At 57.0% G+C, this 24,493-nt stretch carries 18 protein-coding genes; 8 read left to right on the top strand and 10 right to left on the bottom strand.

What is annotated here, in order from left to right:
- Positions 1-82 precede the first annotated feature (82 nt).
- Positions 83-556 (top strand): MarR family winged helix-turn-helix transcriptional regulator, encoded by a 474-nt coding sequence (locus tag ACZBJS_RS23510; protein WP_463439279.1) that lies wholly within the window; start codon positions 83-85, stop codon positions 554-556.
- Positions 557-2,074: 1,518 nt separating this feature from the next.
- A complete protein-coding gene (locus tag ACZBJS_RS23505; protein WP_463439278.1) occupies positions 2,075-3,625 on the top strand; it encodes an acyl-CoA dehydrogenase family protein in 1,551 nt (516 codons plus the stop codon).
- A 466-nt stretch (positions 3,626-4,091) separates the two neighbouring features.
- Here ACZBJS_RS23505 and ACZBJS_RS23500 read toward each other — a convergent pair whose 3' ends face one another.
- The 10 genes from ACZBJS_RS23500 to ACZBJS_RS23455 form a co-directional block, all read right to left on the bottom strand.
- Positions 4,092-4,802, bottom strand: coding sequence for a hypothetical protein (locus ACZBJS_RS23500; protein ID WP_463439277.1), 711 nt, complete (start codon positions 4,800-4,802; stop codon positions 4,092-4,094).
- Positions 4,799-5,974: an alanine racemase gene (gene alr / locus ACZBJS_RS23495; protein WP_463439276.1), complete on the bottom strand. Its 1,176-nt coding sequence runs from the start codon at positions 5,972-5,974 to the stop codon at positions 4,799-4,801. Before alr ends, ACZBJS_RS23500 begins: the two co-directional genes overlap by 4 nt.
- 9 nt (positions 5,975-5,983) lie before the next feature.
- Positions 5,984-7,072, bottom strand: coding sequence for an NAD(P)/FAD-dependent oxidoreductase (locus tag ACZBJS_RS23490; RefSeq protein ID WP_463439275.1), 1,089 nt, complete (start codon positions 7,070-7,072; stop codon positions 5,984-5,986).
- Positions 7,069-7,410, bottom strand: coding sequence for a cupin domain-containing protein (locus ACZBJS_RS23485; protein WP_463439274.1), 342 nt, complete (start codon positions 7,408-7,410; stop codon positions 7,069-7,071). Before ACZBJS_RS23485 ends, ACZBJS_RS23490 begins: the two co-directional genes overlap by 4 nt.
- Before the next feature lie 52 nt (positions 7,411-7,462).
- Positions 7,463-8,773 carry a lysine N(6)-hydroxylase/L-ornithine N(5)-oxygenase family protein gene (locus tag ACZBJS_RS23480; protein WP_463439273.1) on the bottom strand — a complete coding sequence of 437 codons (1,311 nt, stop codon included), beginning with the start codon at positions 8,771-8,773 and terminating at the stop codon, positions 7,463-7,465.
- Positions 8,774-8,797: 24 nt separating this feature from the next.
- Positions 8,798-10,015 carry an MFS transporter gene (locus ACZBJS_RS23475; protein ID WP_463439272.1) on the bottom strand — a complete coding sequence of 406 codons (1,218 nt, stop codon included), beginning with the start codon at positions 10,013-10,015 and terminating at the stop codon, positions 8,798-8,800.
- Positions 10,012-11,673, bottom strand: coding sequence for a class I tRNA ligase family protein (locus ACZBJS_RS23470; protein WP_463439271.1), 1,662 nt, complete (start codon positions 11,671-11,673; stop codon positions 10,012-10,014). The genes ACZBJS_RS23475 and ACZBJS_RS23470 overlap by 4 nt, the downstream gene beginning before the upstream one ends.
- 247 nt (positions 11,674-11,920) lie before the next feature.
- Positions 11,921-12,046, bottom strand: a complete 126-nt coding sequence (locus ACZBJS_RS23465) for a hypothetical protein (RefSeq protein ID WP_463439270.1) — start codon at positions 12,044-12,046, stop codon at positions 11,921-11,923.
- Positions 12,047-12,885: 839 nt separating this feature from the next.
- A complete protein-coding gene (locus tag ACZBJS_RS23460) occupies positions 12,886-13,722 on the bottom strand; it encodes a YopT-type cysteine protease domain-containing protein (RefSeq protein WP_463439269.1) in 837 nt (278 codons plus the stop codon).
- 506 nt (positions 13,723-14,228) lie between these two features.
- On the bottom strand, positions 14,229-14,564 hold the full coding sequence (locus ACZBJS_RS23455) for a DUF7694 domain-containing protein (protein WP_463439268.1): 336 nt from the start codon (positions 14,562-14,564) through the stop codon (positions 14,229-14,231).
- Positions 14,565-18,020: 3,456 nt separating this feature from the next.
- Here ACZBJS_RS23455 and ACZBJS_RS23450 point away from each other — a divergent pair.
- The 6 genes from ACZBJS_RS23450 to ACZBJS_RS23425 all read left to right on the top strand — a co-directional run bounded on the left by ACZBJS_RS23450 (position 18,021) and on the right by ACZBJS_RS23425 (position 24,326).
- Positions 18,021-19,490 carry an acetyl-CoA carboxylase biotin carboxylase subunit gene (locus tag ACZBJS_RS23450; RefSeq protein WP_463439267.1) on the top strand — a complete coding sequence of 490 codons (1,470 nt, stop codon included), beginning with the start codon at positions 18,021-18,023 and terminating at the stop codon, positions 19,488-19,490.
- 1 nt (position 19,491) lies between these two features.
- Positions 19,492-19,995, top strand: a complete 504-nt coding sequence (locus ACZBJS_RS23445) for a DUF2118 domain-containing protein (RefSeq protein ID WP_463439266.1) — start codon at positions 19,492-19,494, stop codon at positions 19,993-19,995.
- A 1-nt stretch (position 19,996) separates the two neighbouring features.
- Positions 19,997-21,604: an acyl-CoA carboxylase subunit beta gene (locus ACZBJS_RS23440; RefSeq protein WP_463439265.1), complete on the top strand. Its 1,608-nt coding sequence runs from the start codon at positions 19,997-19,999 to the stop codon at positions 21,602-21,604.
- Positions 21,605-22,159: 555 nt separating this feature from the next.
- Positions 22,160-23,173: an anthranilate phosphoribosyltransferase gene (gene trpD, locus ACZBJS_RS23435; RefSeq protein ID WP_463439264.1), complete on the top strand. Its 1,014-nt coding sequence runs from the start codon at positions 22,160-22,162 to the stop codon at positions 23,171-23,173.
- A gap of 238 nt (positions 23,174-23,411) precedes the next feature.
- Positions 23,412-23,597, top strand: a complete 186-nt coding sequence (locus ACZBJS_RS23430) for a hypothetical protein (RefSeq protein WP_050404901.1) — start codon at positions 23,412-23,414, stop codon at positions 23,595-23,597.
- A gap of 51 nt (positions 23,598-23,648) precedes the next feature.
- Complete coding sequence (locus ACZBJS_RS23425) at positions 23,649-24,326, top strand: flavin reductase family protein (protein ID WP_463439263.1); 678 nt, start codon at positions 23,649-23,651, stop codon at positions 24,324-24,326.
- Positions 24,327-24,493 lie beyond the last annotated feature (167 nt).

The following is a 24,493-nucleotide window of genomic DNA, read 5'->3' as shown; positions in this document are numbered from 1 at the left end:
TATTTAATCTGTGATGCCTAATTGGTATTATGACTACGTAACAAATTGACGTCATGATGTCAATATAACGCAATGGTGACAAATGAAAAGAGCCAAGCGAACCCCCGAGGGTGACGCCCTGACCGACCTTGTTCTCGATCTGTTCAGGCTCGACAGCCTACTTCTGACGGCCGGCGACCGTCTAGTCGCTCCGCTTGGCCTAACAAGCGCACGCTGGCAGGTGCTTGGCGCCATTGTGTCCGCCGAACGTCCCCAACCAGTCGCTTGGCTCGCTCGCGACCTCGGCGGCAATCGTCAAAACGTGCAGCGGATTATCAATGATCTGCACAGGGAGGGCCTCGTATCTTTTGAGGTCAACCCGCATCACCGACGGGCGCAGCTCGTCGTGCTCAATGATAATGGACAGCGCGCCTTCGAAGCCGCAATGGAATTGCAGGCTCCCTGGATCAACGATCTTTCAGAAGGGCTGTCGGTCAAGGATATACGGATCGTCCATCGCGTGATCACGGCCTTGCGAGATAAACTTGAGGGCAGCCGTGAGGACAAGTCGGGCTGACATGGCTAAAGCATTGTGCTCGGCCCGTCGCCCGCGATTCATTCCATGCGGACCAATGCTCATAACGACAGGTTTGCCGTCCCGTGACTTCGCCTGAACAACGAACAACCTCGCAACGACTCTGACGTCTGTAAAGCCGGCGTTCTGGAGGTCTTGTCGAATACGACGGCTTCATCCCACGCCGACCTGGCGCACCGAGAGCCTCGACTCTCCATCAGAGCCGAGGTTCGCAAATGAAGCCTATGACCGCCTGCACCTAAGATGCGGATGAACTCTTCTTTTGTAGATCAAGCCACCTTGTCAGCTAGCGTCTTCAGCGCGTGGCCGAGAGGACGCGCAAGCTCCCTGAATACGCGGCCTGGCTGTAACACTTCGCCGATGGTAGCCGTGCGTCCGGATGTCTTCGCGGATTTGCTCGCTCACCGACCGTACGACGCGTTTCTTCCGCCAGTTCCTGTTGAAATGGAGCGGAATGGAATCGCCCCGAGGAACGACGAGAAGGTCGTTCCGTTCGTTCACGTAGATATCGTACATGGATCCTCGCTCCCCGACGAACATAGGCCGATGCTCAAGCGGTTTGGTGACTTTGACGACACAGTCGCGAGAAAGCCACATGAGCCGCTTTGCTCATCGAGAGGGTGACAATCATGCCGCCGCCTCCACGGCAATGCGGCGCCGAGCGTGAACTAACCAAGTCGCCGGGAGAATCCCGCACGCGGACATCGAAAGACGCCTCGGCGTCTTCCTCAAGTTCAATTTCCACGTCGGTCTTCAAATTACTCAGCATGCTGCGGCAATAACCTGCAACGTAGTGAGCGAGAGGAAGGCCTCGGGGTCTACAAGCAGCTTGCCGACCACCCTTTTGACGTCCCCTGGAAAGCGGCCCCAGCACCTCTGGGGGCCAAGGGCCGGTACGGGGGCCGCCATCTCGCCTGACTCAGGGATAAGAGACGGGCAGCCTGAAAATAAAGAGCGGGCCAAACTGGGCAATCAGCATATGTGAATCTCAGCCACGTTTTCCAACGAGAAGCGATCGTAGCAGACCTTGCACCCCGCACCAAAGCGGCGGCTGACTCGCTTCTGAACGTTGGGCCCCTCTGTCGCGAGGTCGGCGCAGCGTCTCGGTTCGAAATCGCTCCGACATCGATCGGGCCGGACTTCGTAAGGCTCGATGTGGGGAATCACCGGTGCCCGTCGGCGGGACGGTCCGGGTCGCCGCGTGGCAGACCGCAAGTCTGATCAAGACTCTTCCGCTTCGCAGAACTCTGCTGAGAGCGCGGTGCCACGAGCCTGCACCACGTTGTTCGCTCATCGGGGAAGCGGACAACGCCAGGCGCCACGTTCTAATGCGGAGTAACCTGCTCCTCAGAACCTGCGGTGCGCTCTGACCGGGCGTCCTGTTGCCTAGCGTCCCCCGCACAAATTCTGGGGGCTCTGGCGAGCGAGCTATACCAATGTGTATTCGGGCCAGCCGCAGGGATAATTGGCATAAAGCGCAGAGGCAATCATTCTGGCGGCATGGCTATGTCCTCTCAAGTTTGCGCCCTTTTCGAGGAGGCACCGGAACGCTCAGCCGGAGTTCGGGCTTCCAGCCTATACTCCAGTCTGATCGATGACCTCAGTCAGTTAAATTTCGCAGACGCGGATGACCGTCGAGCATTCCCTCCGACCCTACATAGCATGCTGACGAGGCATGGACTGTTCGGGCTCACCATACCCGCAGATCGCGGCGGATTGGCTCTTTCCTTGCAAAAGGCCATCGAGCTCATCTCTGCCACTGCATCTTTCGATGTCTCCGCTGCCTCTACCCTCGTCATTCATAACTTCCTAGCCTTGCCCTGCATCGAAGCGGCACCGCATCTCCCCAACCAAGAGCAGGTCATACGGGGTGCAACACGCGGCGATCTTTGCGCTTTCGCTTTGACGGAGCCTGGAGCAGGTTCTGCCCCGAGGCACATAGAAGCTTCGGCTTTCATGCATGAAGATAAGGTTCGCATCTGCGGTCGTAAAATTTGGATTGGCCTCGCTGACTGGGCCCGGTGGATCGTTTGCTTTGCGCGAGCTTCCGGTCATGATGCTAAAGGTCGCCTCGTTGGTGTACTGGTTGATAGGCAGGCTCCCGGCCTTAAAGTCACGCACGAGCATCGCACCCTGGGTTTGCGTGGAATTATACAGAATACTCTCGAGTTCCAGGATGTCGAGGTGCCACGTGCTTACGTGCTTTCTCGCGACCAAGACGGTTGGGGCGCCGCGGCATCCAGTATGAACCGCGGCCGGATAGGTGTGGCTGCGATGGGCCTTGGCGCCCTTGAGCGCGCGATCCAGGTCGCGGCTTCATATGCAAATCATCGTCGCCTAGGTAAGCTGCGCATGATTGAGAACAGCTATATAGAGCAGCTGTTTGGGCAGATGGTACTTCGCCGCGAAGTCGTGAAGGCGATGCTTACGGCATCCTGCCGACTCGTCTCTGGGCAGGGCTCTCCCAATATCCACCTTGCGTCGGCAACGAAGGTACTGTCGTCCGAGTGGTGCGGCCTTGTCGCCGATCAATGCGTCCAACTGTTGGGTGGCCGCGGGTACGACGAGGGGACGCCCTTAGCCAAAATCTATCGTGACACTCGTATTCTCCGCATCTTCGAAGGTCCGACGGAGACGCTTTTATCCCATCTTGGCCGCTGTCTTCTTTCCAGAGCCACACGCGACGAAATAGCCGATCTTTTTGTCTCTCTGGGCGCGGTGTCAGTCCATGCGCACGCCGTTGAGGAGCTCCGCGGCCTCAATGAGACAGACGGTGCCGTGCTAATCTATGCAGGTTGGCTCACCACATTGGGATTAGCGCAAGCTGTCATGACTGCTGGCACTTTCACTGCCTCGGACTGTGCCACAGCGGCGGCTGATCTGGTCAGCACCGAACTAGCTGCTGTGCGTTCTCGCGCGCCGACACGCCTAAGTGTCGAACGCCGCACTCGTGCCAGCCAGACGCTGGACAATTTTCTTCAAGACGTGGCCTGCTCCATCCGTTCCCCTGTTCTCACAGACGATTACCTTAAATTGGTACAATATGTCTAACGTTCAGCCACGAGGTGGAGTGGAGGCGATGTGCCACACAGGCATTGCGGATGCGCCGAGTCTCACCTCGACCATGACCTGACCTTGTCAGCGACAACAAGCCGCTGACCACGCAAAGCTGCCAGTTCATGATGGCGCGACGCGTCAGCCTTGAGCGCACTCCATCACCGACCCGCCGGACGAAGGATCCACGATCGCGCGGCGGGGGACTTTCCGTTGAAAACGATCGGGTGGCTCCCGCAGCATTTTCGCTCTGGACCGTTGCTTGCTCTCGGTGTCCGCATTTGAGACGACATTGAACGGCATACGCTTGCTAAGGCTCGCATCCGCGTAACAATCCCTACTTCACTGAATCGATGCTCAAAACTGACTTGCATTTCATCTTTTCTGCTGATGCCTACGACGAAGCAAGCGTCGTCCCCCTCTCCCCGCTCAGCATGTCTCGCAAGACGAACGCGAATAACCTTCACACCCGCTCGTTACTGAAATGAAGGAAGTTACAGACGTCAAAGTACTTCGCCTCATTCAAGCGGAATCCAAATGCCGATATTCGGCTCGTCAGAACACATGGATCGAAAGCAAACGCCTGGAAGCCGTTCGAGCAATCTAATCGGACGTAGTCATCTGTCCGCACGACAGCCTGAACGTTTATCCCGCAAAGATCATAATATTCTAGCCGCGCCGCGGTCGCTGTCTCGCTGATTGAAAAGAGCGACAACGCGAGATCAAAGGGCGTCTGGCACATTAGCGTGAGAAATTCCATTGGACGATCCATGGTGCCAAGAAAATTGAACGGCAGAATGCAAAGCACTCTTCCGTCGTATCGCCGCATGATCTCAACGACCAGACGCGTCCTTTTAAAGAATTTGTTGGCCTCACAGCGGACAACAGCCCCGTTGTCCTCCTTCAATCTTCGTGCACGAGGTGGATTGATATCGATACCAAGGTAATGACTGTCATCGTTCTTGATACCGATAAGGCGGTAGCCACTGCAACCTACCTCAATAATTAGCCGGTATGTGGTCGAACGCAGGAGCTCAAGACAGAAGGCTCTCTCACGTTCATGGAACTGACGCACCCGAGCGGTGAAGTAGCCCGGACGCATGAGACGTATGCCTTCGTCGCCCAGATAGATCGCTCGATTCACTTGGCGCGATCGGAATGCAGAGGAGTTCACTGGCACCTCATCTGATTCCGCTTGCCCGAAACATAAAGTCTGCGACATCGGCGTCCGATCGCTGTAGTCAGTTCATCGCTCAGCATGTTCGCGGCCAAAGCCACATCTGCGACCGTCTGCTCGGGGCAGATCAGGTCGACCATTGTACCCGGCGCAGTCGAACTCTCGGGCAGATCCGTCACATCGATGCTGATGAGATCCATCGAAACGAAGCCGACGATTGGCGCGCGAGCACCATATATGAAGACATGACCTCGATTGCCGAGGCTGCGGGGGAACCCATCTGCATAACCAATAGAAGCGGTCGCGACACGCATCCGTCTCTTCACTGGGTATGACCTGTGGTATCCGATCGCTTCCCCGACCTTTACCCTGCGACATTGAATGATTCGCGTTCGCAGACGGACGACTTGCGATGGCCTGAAGTCGGGATCACCGGATATGGAAAGGCCGAGAATTCCTCCACCCGACCGTATGAGGTCGAAATGAAATTCACATCCGGCAAATAGTCCCGCGGAGTTCGATAGCGAAAGGATGGCTTTGGGAAACAGATAGGTGAGTTTACGGAACTGATACAACTGTTGCCGACTGATTTCGTCGCGCCACTCCGCGCAGGCGAGTTGGCTCATGAACAGGACGACAGGCAGATCCGACAGTACCCTTTCATTCTCGGCGGCTTTTTGCAGCTCATCTATGGGAAACCCCAGTCGAGACAAGCCCGTGTCGACATGGATACCTGCGGGCAACAGCCGGTTGCGAAGGCGGCAATGCCGAAGCCATGCATCCAGCTGTTCCCTGCTGTTCAGGATCGGCAGCAAATCATGGTGCTCAATAGCCGCCTCCAAACCGGGCATAGCTCCGTGAAGCAGGTAGATCTTCGCAGATAGTGGCAGTACCTTGCGCAAGGCCGCGCCTTCTTCCACATCGGCCACGAAGAAATGCCCGCAGCCAAGCCGCGCAAGAAACGGCGCTATGCGCAGCGCGCCAAGGCCGTAGGCGTCTGCCTTGAGAACTGCGCCGCAAGCGCTTTGGGGCGCCAGCATCCGAAACTTCCGGTAGTTAGATTCTATCGCGCCGAGATCAACAACCATGGTCGATCTCGATGTGTTGGCATAATCGGCATCTGACGGATTATCAGAGAGATTGGAATTGAGACCAATCACATCCGGCATATGCCACCCTCATGTGCCCGTACTGGCGTGTTTATCCGCACAATATAGGGATCGTACCGCCTCTTGCGCACATGCTGGCCCAAAGCGAAACCCATTACCCGAGCCACCGCCGATCACATGCAAACCTGCGATATCTTTCGCAGGACGGGAAAACGGGACACCATCCACCGAATAGCAGTCGCAAAACACACGTGCTGACGCCACCGCTGGCACCTCGGAGGAGAACCACTTGGCCAGAATTGCGTTGGCACGCGCGAGATCATCCGAACTGAGCCGCAGTTCATCGGTGACCGGCTTTACATCCCATTCCTGCGAGGTAAAGCTAAACAGCCAGTATCCTTGCTCGATCATGGGAATGAGGAACGCGTAGTCATCGAACAGCCCGATCATTGGACAGTTCGCCGTGGGCCGTGCGGCCAAATGGAGCGCGACGACCTTCTTAACTCGCAATCCCGATTCGTCCGTTAGGTGCTGACGCAACGGTGACCCAGGTAACCAGGGCCCGATTGCGAGAATGGCCCGCTTCGTCGCGAGTTCGCTGTTATCAGAGGTCTGGAGAAGAATATTGCGCGGCCCCTTCCGTATTCTTGTAATCGATGTACGCTCGCTTATTGAAACCCCTTCGATCTTGAGCCTTTGAGTCAGATCCTGAACAATGGAATCGACTTGACAATACGAACCACGATCTAACACGACGGCCACATCGCCGGGGACCGAGAACTGCGGCAGCGATAATAGCCTCTCGACAAGAACGAAGGATGTTGATGGAGTCAGGTGGCCCACGCTGCTCTGTCGCGCGAGTTCGCCGGGATTGCGCGTCAACCAAAACACATCACAGTCTCGTCCCTTGGGCCATTGTCCGTCGGGATAGATCCCGCGCCAGAATTTCGAACCACAGTCGATGAGGCTCCTTTCCTTCTGGTTACGACAGATGTTGATCTGGATCCCAGGCGCAAACCGGCTCGTACCAGATCCAACGATATCTCGTTCGGCGATGACTATTCTTTTTTCCGGGCGATCGCTCGCTGCGATGAAGGCAGCACTGAGGCCCATAACGCCAGCCCCGATGACTACGAGGTCATAGATATTGTCAGTCATTGACCTTGTTTCCAGGATATGGAGAAGGCGCTCAGAACTTCGCTGCCACTATTCCGCAAATGATGGGTCTGATTTGGTCGCAGAAGCACCAGATCGCCGGCCTTCACGGCCAACTCACCATCGTCGGTCACTACGTGACCGCGCCCGCTCGTGATTCGCCAGATCTCGGTGGAAGGATGAGAATGAGGTGCCGACACCGCAAGTGGATCGAGGCGGAATTCGATGAATTCGACCGGAACGGTGATATCCGGATCATCTATCCCTTTGACGTCCTGTACCAGTACGCCGGGGCTATATACCGTTACGTCCCCCAAAGTCATCAGCTGAGCATTCTTCATGGTGTATCTCCGATCATGCAGCTGGATCGCGGCATGCTACCCATTGTGATCCTCAACGGGCGCTCTCGGGCACCGCACCATTCCACTTGAGAGCCCCTGTTGCAGGTCCGCAATCGTAAGCCACCCGACCAATGATCGAGTTGAGCACCGTTGAGGCCCGCCAAGGAACCAAACTCAGATTTGTGTCGGCGATGCCATGTTGAAATCGTGCGCCATTCTGGACGTATAAGCGGCAGCTTTCGGGGCCATCAAACCGGGCCCTGAACTCCTTGCCGACCACGATCTCCCGAGAGCCACCAGGCGCATTCACAATCGAAAGCCGGTTTGCGACCGGCTCCAGAAAGGGAGGGATCTCGGTACGATAGCCCGTGGCCAGCACAATAATGTCAGCGACGTGTTCTGCGCGAACGCCGGTGGCCTGCTGACGCACCCCCAAGCGAAATGGAGATATGGCACGCAGCTCATCAGCCATTGTGTCGACGCGTATTTCGACCCGAGCGGGATACGAACCTCGACAAACTTCGCGATCGTAAAGTGCGTTGTAGATCGCGCGCAGTGTCGATGGGTTGACGCCATCGCTCGCCAAAGCTTGCTGTTCAAGGGTTTGCCTTCTGGCGGCTTCGCTTTGCTCAAGGAACCATCCCCCATACTGTGGAAAGAACCACTCATTGACGAAGGGACTATCTTCCAAAGCAAATATGCTTGCGCGGCGCGTGACCCAGGCCAGAGCTTCCAGCGCGCCGCATGCACCAGTTAGCAGATGAAGAAATATTTCTGCTCCGCTTTGGCCACCACCTACCACAACAACACGCTTGCTGGAGAACTCGCGGCGCCGCAGGAGGAAGGTACTCGCGTGAAACACCTGATTCTCCGGTGCATTTCTGCTCCAGTCAGGAACAGAGGGCACCCGGCCTACGCCAACCACTGTCGTACGGGTCTGATAATTGCGGCGATTGGTAGCGATACTGAACGCCTCGCCGCGTAGTTCGACTGAAATAACCTGTTCGCCGAATTGAACGTTCGCTAACTTTTCTGCTGCCCATTTCAAATAATCTTCAAATTCATCCCGGCCAACCGAAGCGATTCCTCGAACAATGGCTTGATAAAGCCGTCTTTTCTCGTGCAGGTAGGCGAGAAAACTATATGCACTGGTGGGATCTGCCGGTGTTACCAGGTCCTTTAGGGGGCTGGTTTGCATGAAAGCCCCATCTAGAAGCAAACCTGGATGCCAATTTAGCGTCTCCGATCTTTCCAGGATGTGTAAGGAAATTTCCGGAATCGGGGCCGCGAGCGCTGCCAGGCTCAGATTCGCCGGGCCTGCGCCGATTGCCGTTACCTGATGGCCGCCGCCCTTCTTTGACATCACGCTATCCGCAAGATGAGGCACTTAACGCTCCCGGCTGGTCGAAAACACTTGAATTGCGAGAACGATTCCATTGCCACCGACAAGCATCATCATGCTCTTCAGCAGATCATCGAAGCTGTGGGCGCCCACGATCTGCCCGGCGATATACGGAAATCCGAAAAGGCCAACGAAGTAGGAAAGCGTGAAGACCTGAGACGCAACCGCCAATGATGTCCCGTCTGTACCTGCAATGAGCACAACCATACCGTTCAGAGTCGAATAGCTAAGTCCGTATCCAAGGGCGAACAACGCTGTACCGAGGATGTAGATCTCCGCACTCCTTGCATTCATCAAAAGCAAGAATAGTCCCGCCATGGTGCACACGATGAGAAGCGCAGCGACCCACTCAAGCCGGACCTTTCCGATGACCGGCGCCACCGCGAAGCGCAAGAAAACGGCTGTCAACGTGAAGACTAGAAAGAATGTATCGGCGGATTGCCCCCGCGATGAAGCGTAAAGCGTCTGGAACGTGGACAGACCGGAAAACACGCATGCGCCGATTCCGATCATGACGATCGGATAACGAGTATTCGACTTGAAAGCCTCCCGCACGCCCTCAACCGTGAGTCGAACAGCCGCCATTTTGATCTGGGGAGCCCGCGCCAGTGCCCTGCCGGCCAACTCCAGCAGCATCGCGCCAACGAGACATGCAGCCGCGAATAAAGAGTACGCTGCGATATAGGATCCGAAAAGCTCCACGAGGGTGCGCGCCAGGGGAACAGCAAGTCCGATCCCCAGCATCTGGGATCCGGAAAGCAAGGTGAGATACTTGACACGGGCCGCAGGCCGCACGCGTTCCAGGATTTGAAGCGGCGCCAGCATATAGAAGATTGACCATCCAATGCCGAGCGAGAGCCCGCCGAAATAAGCGAGGAACATAAAAATTGGAGCCGCTGCAAAACAGATCATTGCAATTGCCATCACCACGGCAGCAAGGATGATCGTTCGCATCACCCCACATAGATCGGCGATCCGGCCAGCCACAAGCGAACATAGTATTGTCGCGACCGTACCGGTCGAAATAACTGTCCCTGCTATGGATGCGCTCTGTGGAGCCGAGCGCAGAGCATCTACGAGAAAGAAGCTCGCCCCATAGGACGCGGCCACATTGATGCTACCAAGCATGAATGGAATCGAGACCTCGAGCGGCACTTCATCGGGCAATTTCTCGGCGGCGACAATGTTCGCTGCGGCTCTCATTGGGCAACTTTTCCCGGAAGGCACCGATCAATGTCTGCGGCCGTCAAGCTGCGCCCATCGATTCTTGGTGCGCTTCCGCTTCGTTCGGATGAGGGTCGCGTAGCGTAGGCTGCGATGGGATGTCCTTGATGGCCGAGCCAGTGCCACAGAGCTTCTGTTATCCTGGGCATCAGCGGCCAACCCAGTATGCTGAAGCCCATCAGCCATGTGTAAGCGATCTGATGGTTCGGATTGGAATCAAGACAATCGAGCCATTCGGTCACCGATCTGGACGCGTGCGACACGCGCAGATGATCTAGCGAGAGAGCTGCGCTCTGTTGGTTGTACAGTCGGTTCAGCGTGATCATCATCGCATTATCTACGTGACACGCGGCAGAAGCGGGCATCGCGTTGATGATGTCCGCACAACGATTGATGACCACAGCGCTCTTGTCGAGAATCGCATTATAGCGATCAATCAGTTGCTTCGGGATCAGATCGGTCTCCGCTTCTTCGGGGCAGATTTCCGACAGACACACTCTGAGAATATCGATACATATATCCGGCACTTGAGCGATTTCACCCGCCCAAATCACGTGGCCGCGACTGGTAGAGAACTTCGATCCGTTCAGCCGAATGAAATGATTAAAGAAAATTCGGTCAAATTGACGAAATGACTCCTGACCCAATGCACATCCGGTAACTCCCACGAGCATCGGGATCGTATTGTCGATGCCGGTCGCGCCGATCAAGAAAGTATCGGAATTGCGCGCAAAGGCACTTGGCGTGCCGGATGCCTCCGCATCTTTATGCCCACAATAGAGGGAATGAGCGTAGAGCAACGAGGAGTAGCTAAACAGGATCTGACGTGTGTTGAACTGCTGCGAATTCCAGGCCAATCCATGCAGGCCAGGAACGGTCAACCGCATTTGTTGCCCTTTGCGTGCGATATAGCGCCTCCCTATCTCCACAAAGCCAGGTTCGATAGCCGCATCGTCCCACGCCCGGACGAGTTGTTCGTTTCGTGTGATTGAGAGAAAGGCAGAGATGTTATCTGTCCATTCTACGATCCGTCCTCGCCTCGACACCGGATTTCGCGCTTCATCTGGCTCGAAATGATCTCCACACTGTTCGCAGAAGAAGCTCCCTGCGGATGCTTCGCATACGGGGCAGGTTGCGCCAAACCAGGCTCCAATGCAGAAACGCTCTTCCGTTGGCGTCAGAGCAGAGCCCGCATCGTCGACGGGTAGCCGCGCTGCGCGAAACTCCAGCGATCCTGCTGCAGATAACGCATCCATGAGCGCGTTGCTGACATTGGAAAACCGCCGAAGATTTTTGCCATGGGCTGGATCATCGAAATGATCGAAAACGATCCCTAGTGAGGCGAGATCATGAGCAATCCCGACATGGAAGCCATGAGCCAAGTCCGACGGGTCGATGTTCTCGCGCGCTGCTCGGACTAGAACATGGTTCTCGAAACCGTCGGTCGTCAGACCGGAGCGAACATGATGCCCTGCCCTCTTCAGGTGCCTTTGTACGACGTCCATTCTGAGAAATGGCCCGGCAGCGTGGCCAAGATGTGCTCTGCCATTAGCCGTCAAGTTGACGGGCGAGATATATACGTCGGCGGGATTCGTGTTCGCTACGTTTAGCGGCGTGATGATTGGGCTTCTTCTCATATCTGCACAAATGACATCCAGGAACAGATCCTGAAAACACCCGAATAGACATCCAGATAATTCGCCACGACAACGGGAATACGCGCGCGGCTTGACAGGTTACGGATCCCATCGGATTGCGGATTTCGAGCCCGGGAGTTCAAAGCGTGTCACACACTCTTTGAATACCTCTAGACCCTCTCCTAGCTGGTCGCGTCACGTGTCGATTCACCTCAGCTCGCAACCTTGCCACCCTCTCCACCTCTGCTCAGTCAATCTCGCGGATCGCCCCTGGAGCGATCGAGATGACGCCGTGAAGAAGCAAGCGGCGCGCCAATTCAAAATCGTTGATTTTGCCCATGCCGCGGCCTGCATTTAGGTCGACTACCAACATTTGGTCACGAACCTGACAGGCGGTTCGGCAGGGCCGGCAGGAGTCCGCCACAGGATGTTTTCCCTTCACTCCCTCATGAGCAACGGCGACTCGTGGGAGGGGTAACCGGCCCCGGCCAGGGCGACTGCGAACTCACGATCTACACCGGGCGACCATTCCGGCCATTGCAAGGTTTCAGATGATGCCGCCCAAGCGGACGACCGCGCAGCGATCAAATAGGCCCGCGCGAAAGGGATGCATGCGCTCTCATTGGACGAGATCCGATAGCTTGCTGCGAAACACGGACCTTACCGACCACCCGACTGCGCTTCGGAGCAGGTCGTTTCCGCGCGTCGCCGAGAACCGGCCGGCGAACATGCCGACGTCCACAGGTCGACAAGGCCATTGAAGCCAGCACCAGGAGCTTAACCCTGTTTTTAGAAGGTTGAGACGGCTTCAACCTTGCGCCTCAAGGAGTCGAGTGGTCGCCCCAACTCAACCGAGACCATTCAACAGACACCGTTATTACGCCTTCCCGCGGCGCACAATCCTGGCGTAGGGCGACTCAGCCCCCTTAAGTTTGAGGCAGGCGTCCTCTGTCGTGCGTGAGCTGTCGGTCTTTTCCAAGCAAGCAAGGCAATCTCGCGAACGTACAGCACCTCATGCGCAACCATCGTGACTCTCGGCGCCAAGCTGCTATACCTTCAGGGCACTGCCGGGGCGTGGGCAGCAAATTCGATCTTCGATGGCTTCGGAGTTGGCACCTCAAACCAATGCGGTTTCCGATCTCGATCGTTGCCGTCAGGCAAAACAATTCGCGCGAGGACGTCGGACCGACCTCCGGAGCCCAGATATGTTGCTCACGTCATTCTTTGCGTGACGACCGTGGATATTCGAAGCCTGTTCGGGGGGGTCCTGTATCGGTCGCCGAGGCTTTTGAACAACTCGCCCATCTGGTCTGACCGAACGGTAAATTCTCCATAATTTGGATCAAACAGGGTCGTCATTCCATTCGATGTCGAGGTCGCAATTGTATGCGCGCCACGCGGTTTAAAACGCAGGCTGATCAGATGGACCGATGGATAGTGGGTAACTTCATTCACTATCCGGGCAATTTCGGAGGACGTTCCAAACTCATATCGAGTCTGATTGTTCGCAGGCTCTAATCCCGCCTCACGCAACATTGCGGTTTTTGCCTGAAGGTTGGTAGACTCCACCGCCCTGTCACCTCGCAACAAGGCCTTGAGATCTTCATACCGTTGCTGCCGCACTGCCGCCGAGGCATGGTTTTCAGCGCCCGGTGCCAGCGCGCTCATTCGAGACGATGGACTACTGGCGAGATTGAGGAGCCACTCAGCTGCCAAGCCCACGCAGATGCCATTGACATTGGCGCCAGATAATTCTGCAGTTCTGTATCGGAACAAAGGCTGGCTCGGCTCCGCTGGAGAGGCTGAACTTGAACCGGAAGACAGAGAAGAGGTGGTGAGGTCCGATGAGACCGAGGTGTGAATGTTCGCATCCGAGGTATGAGGCCTGCTGCAGCAGAGCCCCATTTTATCCGACAGCTCTTCGGGAGGCAGGCTGTCTTCCTGCGCGAGATCCGTAAGCACTTGCTCGAAGTTGCTGTTGTCCGCCGACTGACTCAGTTCATCAGCTTGATCGGCGCGCGTGGCTTGGCCAATTACCGGGTTGAACATGGCGTTCCCGTGCCTCCAGCGTATGCTTGCCAGGACCGAGTGGGGCTGGCTGGGCGAGCTCTACCTGCGAATCGTATTGCGGCAAGCTGACGACGAGCTGACGAGCAAGAACAGGTCGAGAAGCCGCCGCATGGCGTCTCTTGGATGGCCACCTTTTCCGCTTACCCAATCCCGGCCGAAATGCCGGCGCCCTGGTCGACGACTTCAAGGATATGGAGTGGTCGGGCACAATCGTCGGAGGATGTAATTTTATCCCGAGCTCGAGTTTGGCGCGGCTCTCCACGCAGATTTGACGCGGAGATGGCCCGATTCTGACGCTGTCGTTCCGTCAATTCGCCAGCACGGATTCGCCGGGCCGGTGCGTTATCATCACCTCCTGCTTCGCTGGGCTGGCAAGCCCGCGATGTCAGGCAAACGGAAGAGCCGACCCCTTCCGTTGCGGTGTGGGCTGACAACAGCGCCGAACCACTGCTTTTGATCGGCCACGCAGACAACTTTAGGCTACCTCATAATGCGGTCGCGCTCATGCGGGCAAACCACATTGCCGCCTCCGATGGGCCGAGCCCAACGACGCCTACAAAGCCCGGTGGCGGCATTGGGATGTCCCGATGAGTTGGCCTCCACAGATGCAGGCAATACCGACTGTTATTTACATATTGCGAATGTGGGGGATGCAGCTGCATCACGCATTCCTCTTCATCCCAGAACAGGTCTTTGACGAAGCACATCTCTTCCCAATTCGGACAACGTCGCGGCGTTGAGACAGCGACATGCTCCCAGCCAGGACGAATTAATCCGCTGATCCTCAGTTCACAGCCGCAAGGTCCCTGTACAACGAACATGCCGCAAGGACCTGATCCTGGAAGGCTGGCAAACTGGCCATATTGTACGCGACCGGCCTCCAGCCTCTCTATTACTTGCGTCCGCACGTTTCCTCCTTTGCTTCGTGGACCGCCTTGAAGTCGATGTAGATGACGTTGTTGTTTTGCAACTCACAACTTGGCGCATGTTCCGTCCTCTTTGGGACGGCGCTCCAATACCATTCTTCAGCGAACCACCTGCTGAGAAAGCCGCAGATGTCCATTACTTGTTCTCCTGTCTTTTTGGACGCTGACGCCCTGCCCAGGCGCTTGCCAGTCCTTGCGGGGCCTTTGTTGCCCGAATGCAAACCGTGCGAGATCCACTCGATAATGACCCGGCGCATAGGTTGAGCATTGCTCCACTCTGGGAAGCTCGGCGGCTATGGGAGCCGACATCTCGATCACCGCACGAGGCCCATGCAGAGCGCCTTGCTCATTGACTGCAGCGTACACCGCTGAACAACGTGCGCATCAGCATACGATGTGGCCTTGAGCTCTCGCGGTTTAGCGCACAATGTTTCGTTGTGCGCGCCGCGTCGATGTTACGCGGAGATGTGCTTGATCCTACGGAGGCGTCGAGGGCCACCACCTCGTCGCCGCCGGATCGACCGTCATGCTTGGCATGCACTCCGAAATGGCCTGACATCTACATTCCATCATCGCTCGCAATACCACAGCATAATTCGCCTATCCTCGCTCAATGCTTCGCAAGGGCGATTGCTGCCTCACCAACTGTCCTGCGATCATTCGCCGCTTTCTGCTCGCCGACTCTGAAACAGGGCCAATGCGTCATCTATGTGACCATGATTGATTCGTCCGGGAGCAAAATCGAAACGGGCTAGCCTCACGCCGCGATGGTTAGGCATAACGTGTCCCTACACCGATAACATCCATGGGTTGATGAGGTCTCGTAAGCTAATGGTCAGAGAAGCTGATTAGTCTATCTTGAGGGACTGCAATCGCGCTGCCATTGGCAGCCCCCTTTGCCGCGTCCCTACAATGCAACTCCCGACCCCTGTTTGCCAAATGTCGCTAGCGAGCTCTTGCCTTCTTTCGATGCCGATGTCGCCTTCCGGACACCAAGGTCGCAACTCCGCCCAAGTGCAGCGAGTTCGTGTCGCCAAACCGAGCGGGTGGCTTGCTTCGCATCAAGGCTGCGCCGGCACTATTCCGCTCGTGGCATGTTGATTGCTGCAGTGAGTCCAGACGTCACTCATCTGGCTATTTCTTTAGTTCCGAGCGATGCACTGCCCGGTGCCCCTCAGCTTTGGTAGCACCTCGTCTAACCGCCCACTGCATGAGAAGGCCATCACGTGGATGCATGCCGGTCGCACCGCAAACAAGAATCCGATAACCCGTGCCATGAAGGAAGACTGTGAGCTTATGAACGATACGATGCATCCGGAGACCAGCCGTTTCCCGCGGACCAGTGCGGCACGTGGTCAATGACTCACTGGCGCGCACCAAAGGACCCGACTGTCAGGCCTTACGACGCCGATTGCCGTTGTTTGCAGGCGCAACGGCGATGGAATCTATGGCCGCTGGCCGCGCTCCTCCTGGGTGCGCTGCTCTGGGCCAGCATTTACTGGATCGTCGCAGCGGTCTTCTTATGAGCCAAAGAAGCTCGCGGAACTGACAAATCACAAGTAAAGCTACGTCGGATGGCACGCGCGTGCACCTCCCGACCTCGGCGATCCGATTGTAGGCCAGGAATATCCCTACCGTCAGTTGGAAGCGGACACTTCTTTCACAGGTCAGCTTTATGCTCCGGCGCGGCTAGCAGGATATGAATTCGCAATTGAGGCAGTAAGACGCCTCCAGCATACCATGCCGAACCAGTTTCGAGGCCACTCAATGTGCCTCGAAGCCGCAAGGCCTATCGTGGACCAAAACGCCAAATCCAGCGCTACTTGCTTGGATGCGCCGATTGCCGAGTGACATTTGCTCCGCGATCGGCGCTGCGGCCGTCCAGCTGAGGCGCGGCTTATCGAGGCCCCGGCAGAGCCCTACAGCTCTCGCTCTGACCATGTTTCGTCCTCACTTCGGCGCGTCTGCCACTCTTGGGCACGCCGTGCCAGCTTATCGTACTCGATCGCAACGTTAAGAAGCCTGTCTCTGGGTTTACCATAAGCGAGTCCTTCCGCCTTTTTTCGCGTTGCTTCCGCGCGGCTTCGCCAGTGGTCGGGCTGGTAGAGTTTACTTTTCGGATTCATGCCGTGAGCATGCAATTTGGACATCAAAGAAATGCGACACCGGCGCTCCGTATAATCACCTAAGGGCTCGCGGCCACCAAAGCGTCATTTGACACCGTAAGAGGATACTCGGTCGATTTGATCCAAGAAGGGACTTGAATCGCACGGAGCGTCAGATTGTACGATCCTGGACAGGTCGGAACCGCCTCCGACAATCCAGACGCTTCCTGCAGGCAATGAGAATAGCGAATGTGTCAAACATCTAAACTCAGCTGGCGAGAGTCGCTTGAGATCTTACGCTTCTGCAGATACGTGCCTGTTCACACGTTATCCGAGGCTACCTCGGCCAGCAGCGGAAGAGATTGGGCCCTTCGATATTTCTACAGAAGGCGCTCTCATCCCAATCGCCGTCTCCACATTAATGTGGAGCGCAGGCCGACTACACTGAACATGACCTGGAGGCGTCTCATCAGGGCTCGTTACGCAGGATCAATTGCGTCATCAGCTATGGCTTGAGCGCACCTGGCTTTTGCTCATCTCTCTGCCTCGATAAGCCCGGCACTAGGCCGCAGGTCATGTTCGATCCCGTATCGCGCCAGCCATGGCAGCAACTATTGGCCGTGAGGTCGGCTGTGCGCAACACCTCAAGACGTGCCACGCCGAATACTTCAGGACATCCAGGCATACAAGAGTCGGCGAAACGAAACTCGCAGGCATTGCACCTGGCGCTACACGTCGACCGGCCGACGGACAGACCATTTTGCGCTTCGCTCAAGACATCGCAGCCCTACCAACCTTAAGGAATGACATGACTCAAGACCAAGGGGCCGGTTTGGCTTCGCTCCTCAAATCCTGCCGCGCCATCGCTCTAGCTGCCACAGTGACTGCTGTAATCCCGTGGCAGGCAAACGCGCGAGATCAAGCTCCGACTCCCGAGGAGAGACAGGCGTGTATGGAGGACGTGTTCCGCCTTTGCAGCAATCACATACCGAGCCACGTCGCTATCCTTGCTTGCCTCAGATCCAAGCACGCCAACCTCAGCCAGCAATGCCGTTACGTGATCTCCTCACGAGATACGGGCAAGAACGGCGGCAACTCGAAGTAGAGGATCGGGTGGCCTGTTCGCCCGCCTCACGTTCCGAGGTAGCCCACCTAGCACGCAGGACGTTCACGCGACGTCGGCTGGAGGCAACGAGCCCGGCCACTCACGACGGTTTGGTCCCTTCATGCATAATTGGATAGGCAAATGCAACAATTGCCCTTCGATACCGTACTGATCGCCAACAGGGGCGAGATAGCCGCCCGCATCGTCAAAACGTTACGTAAACTTGGACTCCGTTCTGCAATTGCCTACCACGAAATAGACGCGAGAACACCCGCCGTCTCCATGGCCGACCTGGCCATTCAGATCAGCGGCAGCACGCCGATCGCAAGTTATCTCGATACTGGGCAAATCATCGCGGCCGCCGAGCAGGCGCGCGCCGGCGCGCTGCATCCCGGTTATGGGCTGCTTTCCGAAAATGCGGAGTTCGCCAGAGCCGTGACAAACGCCGGCGTTGTGTTCATCGGTCCTCTTCCTGACACTATCGAACTGATGGGGGACAAGATCCGCGCACGCAATTTCGTTCACTCCAACGGCTTTCCGGTCGCCCCCTGCGTCATCGAAGAAGATGATCCGGCGACGTTTGCCTCCAGAGCGCGGGCCATGGGAGTTCCTCTGCTCGTGAAGCCATCGGCTGGTGGCGGCGGTAAGGGCATGCGGATTGTACGCGACCTTAATACCTTGGAGGCAGCCATCGAGCAGGCGCGCAGTGAGGCGGGCCGTTACTTTGGAGATGCCCGCCTCTATGCCGAACGATATCTCGAATGCCCGCGACACATCGAAGTACAGGTACTCGGTGACTGCTTAGGGAACCTCGTGCATCTGTTCGAGCGCGAGTGTTCCGTGCAGCGCCGGTTCCAGAAGATTATCGAGGAAGCGCCCTCGCCTGGGCTATCCCAAGAATTGCGGGCTCGAATTTGCGATACGGCGGTTCGCATCGCTCGTGCAGCGAACTACCGGAATGCAGGAACAGTCGAATTCATCTTCAGCGGAGACGATTTCTACTTCCTCGAAATGAATACACGACTTCAGGTCGAGCATCCGGTCACCGAGATGATTACTGGCCTCGATCTGGTGGCGGAACAGATCTATGCGGCAGCGGGCCGCGAACTTGCATTCTCCCAGTCCGATGTCGTTTCGAACGGCCATGCAATCGAGCTCCGGCTGTACGCGGAGGCTCCTGAACGCGGATACGTTCCGACCACCGGAAAAGTACTTCTTCTCGAGTATCCCAATGACGTACGGATCGACAGCGGCATCATGCAAGGCCAGCACATCACGCCGGCGTTTGATCCGATGCTCGCCAAGATCATCGTGCATTCACCAAGTCGCATGGAATCTGCTCTGAAAGCCCATCGTGCAGCTGGCGAATTGGTTTTACTGGGATGCGAGACCAATGCGAACTTGCTCGCCCGGATCGTTTCCGACGAGGCATTTCTCGGCGGTCACTTCCATGTCGGATACCTTGAACAAAACCCGCATCTCGCAGCGGGCAATTTTGCTGCCGGAATGTCTGCGTTCCTAGCATCCGCCGCTCTCCTGACGAGGCCGGTCCGCGACTCGGCAGATGCCGTGCCAGAGCTTCATTCAGCGCTCGGCAATTGGAGAAACTGAAGTGTATCACTCGTTCGAGGTTGACGGCGTAGATCATACATTGTGGCTTTCGGCCAGCCGGCATGGCTACCGCCTTCATTTGCGAGACGAGGTGATTGCCCCCGTCGCATTCACCCAGAGCAGCGACAGCAGCGGTATCCTGACCATTGCCGGGCAGAGCGAACCAGTCAGGTTCGTGATCGACGGGGAGTTCATTCACCTCCATATCCGCGGCAGAACGCGTACTTTGCGCTACATCGATCCGCTACGGACCCACGCGGCTGGGAATAGCGGGACTTGTCCCCTCGTAGCCCGGGCGCCAATGGCCGGGATGGTTGTCGCGATCACAGTTTCGCCTGGTGACTCAGTCTCGGCGGGGACGGCGCTAATGATGATTGAAAGCATGAAGCTGGAAACGATCATACGATCACCCCAGGACGGCATCGTCGAGCGGATTCACGTCAAGGAGAACGAGAGCTTCGAGCACGACGCCGTACTCGTAACGCTGTCTAAAGAGGGGTTCTGAAATGCAGCGGATCGGTTCTGCGGCGGATGTCGATTCGCAGGAGTTTCGTCGCAACGACCTCCACAACAGACAACTGGCTGCCGAATTGAAGGAGCGCCAACGCTTGGCCCGGTTCGACAGACCTGGGAAAGACTTCGAGCGGCTGCGTCGGCAGAACAAGCTATTTGTTCGCAACCGCATCGCAGCCTTGCTGGATCCGGAAACTCCTTTCCTGGAGCTTTCCACGCTAGCCGCCAACAAGGCCTACAACGGTGAGGTTCCGGGCGCCGCGCAAGTGGTCGGCATCGGCATCGTTGCGGGGCGAGAAGTGATTATTCACGCTGACGATTCCAGCGTGAAGAGCGGCGCATGGTATCCACTCTCGGTCAAGAAGATCGTGCGGGCCTTGGACATAGCCATCGAAAACCGCTTGCCGGTAGTTCATCTATGCGACTGCGCCGGCGGTTTCCTGCCTTTGCAGGCGGAGTTCTTTGCTGATCGATACCATGCGGGTCGAATTCTGCGCAATCAGTCGATTCTCTCGAAGATGGGAGTACCGCAGGTCGCCATCGTCATGGGCCACTGCACCGCGGCAGGGGCCTATGTCCCGGCGCTTAGCGAATACAACATTATGGTCGAAGGCACGGGAGCGATTTTTCTTGGCGGCCCTCCGGTCGTGAAGGCTGCCACTGGCGAACAAGTTTCCGCCGAAGAGCTTGGCGGTGCCCTTATGCATACGAGCGTGTCGGGTACCAGTGACTATTTCGCAACTTCTGAGATCCACGCAATCGCGATTGCGCGCAACGTTGTCGCGCGCTTCCACCAACCGGCGAAAACCTGCATCGATCGCGTAGCCCCCGAGCCGCCCGCCTATGATGCATCCGAACTCTACGGCATCATTCCAAAGGACGCGCGAGCGCCGTTCGACATGCGGGACATCATCGCCCGCCTGGTCGATGGCAGTCGATTTGATGAGTACCAGCCGCGTTATGCGACATCACTCGTGTGCGGCTTTGCCCGGCTCTACGGATATCAAGTCGGGATCGTTGCCAATAACGGCGTTTTGTTCGGCGATAGTGCGCTAAAGGGTGCTCATTTCATCCAAATATGCGACAAGAACCGGACGCCCCTGCTCTTCCTGCAGAACGTCACTGGCTTTATGGTTGGTCGCGAATATGAGCGCCGTGGGATCACCAAAGACGGCGCCAAGCTGATCATGGCTGTGTCCGGCGCGTCTGTCCCGAAGTTTACGATCATTTGCAATAACTCTCATGGCGCAGGAACTTACGCCATGTCGGGACGCGCGTTTGATCCTCGATTCGTGTTCAGCTGGCCGAACTCTCAGATTTCCGCGATGGGCGCCGAGCAGGCCGCCGGCGTTCTCACCCACGTCAAGGCGAGACAATTGGCTCGCACCGGAGGGCGCCTCACTGAGCAGGAACTGGCAGGCATTCGCGAACCGGTTCTTGAAGAATATCGCGAACGATCAAGCGCCTATTATGCAACGTCCGAACTCTGGGACGATGGCATTCTTGATCCTGTCGATACCAGGACTGCCCTTGCAATTGCATTGAGTGCCTCACTCAACGCACCGATCGACGCGCCGCAATACGGCGTGTTCCGACTGTAAAGCAGGACCGCACACCGACGGCTCGGCCCTGACGCGAGCCGGACCGACAGCTCTCCATTGCTGTATGATCGCTTCCGGTTTCGCCTAATGCACCCTGATTTGCAGCCGGGATGGTTTGCAGAGGAGATCAGCACTGCTCCGCCCAAAGCACGTGAGAAGCGACTTCAACCGACAGGATAACGGTGCTGGCAAGCCGCACGATTTTCCAAGTTCCGGCCGCTTCGGCTGAATCATCGTGATCAAGAAGCCGCTGCTAAGGCACATGCGCGGCAATAGAGCCCGCCATCTTTGCTGGCCCAGCGACTGCACTGTCCTCATCGGCCGGCGATTTCTTGACGGCGTCCCGACATGGAGCGCTTGCCCCTCACGTAGCGTCAGGTTGTAGCCTTTCCGGAATGACGGTGCCAAACCAACCGATACCTCAAACGTCGACGACGTTCGGCCGTGCGCCAATGGGCCGGACAGCTTCATCATGGCGGCCAGTGCCATGCTGTTCAACAAAGCCCTCCGTTGAAGCGAACCGCTTCGGATCCCGACAAAGAGCGTGTAAAGTCGATGGAAGCGCTTAAATCAATTATCGGTAAAGTTGCCGCCGGCGCCACTCTGACGCGTGACGAAGCTGCGTCAGCATTCGACGGCCTGATGTCGGGTCATGCGACTCCGTCGCAGATCGGCGGCTTGTTAATGGGATTGCGAGTCAGGGGCGAAACGGTCGAAGAAGTCACCGGTGCGGTCTCCGCGGTACGCGAGCGAATGCCGCGGGTCGAGGTGGCATGCGATCCCATCGGTATCGCTAGTACGAGCAATACCGCCACGCACTCGGCCAACCTGATGACGTGCGCCTCTTTTATCGTGGCCGGAACCGACGTTCCTGTTGCCAGGCATGCCAACAGCGATAGATATTCAGGTGCAAGCACTGCAGACCTATTGGCGCATCTCGGTGTCAACGTTGACCTCAAGCCTGAGGCCGTTGCGCGCTGTGTGCAAGAAGCCGGAATCGGCTTCTCATTTGCGTCAGCCCATTATCCGGCGATGCAGCGCGTCGGCCAGATCCGCACCGCACTTGGGACCCACACCATCCTTAACCTCATCGGGCCCCTGTCCAATCCGACCAGGGTCAAGCGGCAGATCGTTGGGATATTCGCTCGCGAATGGGTTCAGCCTCTGGCTTACGTGCTGAAGAACCTCGGCGCCGAATCGGCATGGGTAGTTCATGGCTCTAACGGGCTGGGCGAGGTTACCCTCTCCGGGCCGACCTTTGTTGCCGCGCTTGAGGCCGGCACAGTGCGCACCTTCGAAGTGACGCCGGAACAAGCCGGGCTTGCCCGCTGCGACAAGGAGACGCTCGAGAGCGGCGACACCAAGGCCAATGCCGTCGCCTTGCAAAACGTGCTCGACGGCGTTCCAGGTCGATTTCGCGACGCTGCACTTTTGAATGCGGCGGCGGCATTGATCGTGGCCGGCCGCGTCGAGACACTGCAGGAGGGTGTCGCACTCGCACAACATGCGCTTGACGGTGGCGCCGCAGCCGCTCGACTGAAACGCTTGATTGCAGTCTCCAACGCTTAACAGCCGGGTTGGAAGATGGTTCCGACAGAGTCCCGTTATGACAAGCGGCTATGCGAATGGGCGTCTATTCCTTCGAGATTTCGATGAGTATGTGCTGGCCTGCCTTGCGCCGATCAAAGCAATCGGCGTTAAAGACGTGTGCGAGAGCCATCCCTGTTCATCGGCGAGAGACTGCTCCAGCCCCTGTTGCCGAAGTAGAGACCCGCGGCACGCGCTGCGTTCCAAAGGAGATAGTCAGATGATGTCATCACAGAAGTTGGAAGCACTCGGATCCATCGCAATGATTGAACACATCATTCGAAAGTTTCGTGAATTGATCGATACGGATTGCTCGATCCCGCCCGAACTGCGGGGTTCTCTGCACGCGACGCTCGATGTGCATCTTCTAGATGCAAAAAAGCGCGTTCTCTTACGCGTACATTGAGCGCGCTAACCTGGGCGGCACTCTGGTCGGCAAGCAGAGGACATCAATGTCATGTTCGGTCTCATCATTGCCCTCTGGACACGCGGTTTTCCGAGACTGCGCGCCCAATTGCGGCCGCGAGATGAATCCGAGCCTGCCCAAGCTAACGGAGCATCAGAAGTGGGTATAACTTTAAAGGCAGATCATGACGCACCGGTCATCCCCCGTGGTTGGGACATGCCGTCGATCCAGCCGGCAGATTTCCGTCAGGCTATGCGACATCTGGCAAGCGGTGTCGCCATCGTGACGACCGGAACGGCCGGCGGACGACGTGGACTGACGGTGAGTTCTGTGACGTCCATCTGCATGGAACCGCCGTGCTTGCTCGTTGGCATCAACGCAAAATCTGAAGCGCATGACGCGATACTCGCTAGCGGCAGTTTTGCAATCAATCTTCTCCACAGTGACCAGGAGGACCTTGCCCAGCGCTTTGGCGGTCAGGAGGGAGCGAAAGGTATTGATCGCTTCGGCACGGCTTCCTGGACTCAGGGCGTGGTCGACGTTCCGCTATTGTCGAACGCACTTTGCACGCTCGAATGCGTTTTGTATGACCACAAGATCATTGGCACACATAGGATCTTTATCGGACGAATTGTCGCAGCTCGGGCTGGCCATGGCGATCCATTGATCAACTTCCAGGGCGCGCTTCGAACCTTGTCCCTTGCCAAGTACTGCGCAGAATGCCGCTAGAAGAATGGAATACGCGTTGACCGGACGACCGGTACTGGAGCGATCCTTATCGAACAATCATCCGGGCAACTCGTGGACGATTTTGGTTCTTACGGGCTCACCTCGCGTTGAAAAGCGCGCGTACCTCGCGACTGATCAAACCATCCTACCGCACGCTGGACCGGCAT

Source organism: Bradyrhizobium sp. KZN70725 (assembly GCF_055264925.1).
The sequence above is the reverse complement of the archived record's forward strand: the minus strand, read 5'-3'. Positions and strand labels throughout refer to the sequence as shown.

What these genes read in the sequence shown, in the direction of transcription:
- ACZBJS_RS23510 (WP_463439279.1), top strand. Translation starts at nt 83, where the DNA reads ATGAAAAGAGCCAAGCGAACCCCCGAGGGTGACGCCCTGACCGACCTT.
- ACZBJS_RS23505 (WP_463439278.1), top strand. Translation starts at nt 2,075, where the DNA reads ATGGCTATGTCCTCTCAAGTTTGCGCCCTTTTCGAGGAGGCACCGGAA.
- alr (WP_463439276.1), bottom strand. Translation starts at nt 5,974, where the DNA reads ATGCCGGATGTGATTGGTCTCAATTCCAATCTCTCTGATAATCCGTCA.
- ACZBJS_RS23490 (WP_463439275.1), bottom strand. Translation starts at nt 7,072, where the DNA reads ATGACTGACAATATCTATGACCTCGTAGTCATCGGGGCTGGCGTTATG.
- ACZBJS_RS23485 (WP_463439274.1), bottom strand. Translation starts at nt 7,410, where the DNA reads ATGAAGAATGCTCAGCTGATGACTTTGGGGGACGTAACGGTATATAGC.
- ACZBJS_RS23480 (WP_463439273.1), bottom strand. Translation starts at nt 8,773, where the DNA reads ATGTCAAAGAAGGGCGGCGGCCATCAGGTAACGGCAATCGGCGCAGGC.
- ACZBJS_RS23475 (WP_463439272.1), bottom strand. Translation starts at nt 10,015, where the DNA reads ATGAGAGCCGCAGCGAACATTGTCGCCGCCGAGAAATTGCCCGATGAA.
- ACZBJS_RS23470 (WP_463439271.1), bottom strand. Translation starts at nt 11,673, where the DNA reads ATGAGAAGAAGCCCAATCATCACGCCGCTAAACGTAGCGAACACGAAT.
- ACZBJS_RS23465 (WP_463439270.1), bottom strand. Translation starts at nt 12,046, where the DNA reads ATGTTGGTAGTCGACCTAAATGCAGGCCGCGGCATGGGCAAAATCAAC.
- ACZBJS_RS23460 (WP_463439269.1), bottom strand. Translation starts at nt 13,722, where the DNA reads ATGTTCAACCCGGTAATTGGCCAAGCCACGCGCGCCGATCAAGCTGAT.
- ACZBJS_RS23455 (WP_463439268.1), bottom strand. Translation starts at nt 14,564, where the DNA reads ATGTTCGTTGTACAGGGACCTTGCGGCTGTGAACTGAGGATCAGCGGA.
- ACZBJS_RS23450 (WP_463439267.1), top strand. Translation starts at nt 18,021, where the DNA reads ATGCAACAATTGCCCTTCGATACCGTACTGATCGCCAACAGGGGCGAG.
- ACZBJS_RS23440 (WP_463439265.1), top strand. Translation starts at nt 19,997, where the DNA reads ATGCAGCGGATCGGTTCTGCGGCGGATGTCGATTCGCAGGAGTTTCGT.
- trpD (WP_463439264.1), top strand. Translation starts at nt 22,160, where the DNA reads ATGGAAGCGCTTAAATCAATTATCGGTAAAGTTGCCGCCGGCGCCACT.
- ACZBJS_RS23430 (WP_050404901.1), top strand. Translation starts at nt 23,412, where the DNA reads ATGATGTCATCACAGAAGTTGGAAGCACTCGGATCCATCGCAATGATT.
- ACZBJS_RS23425 (WP_463439263.1), top strand. Translation starts at nt 23,649, where the DNA reads ATGTTCGGTCTCATCATTGCCCTCTGGACACGCGGTTTTCCGAGACTG.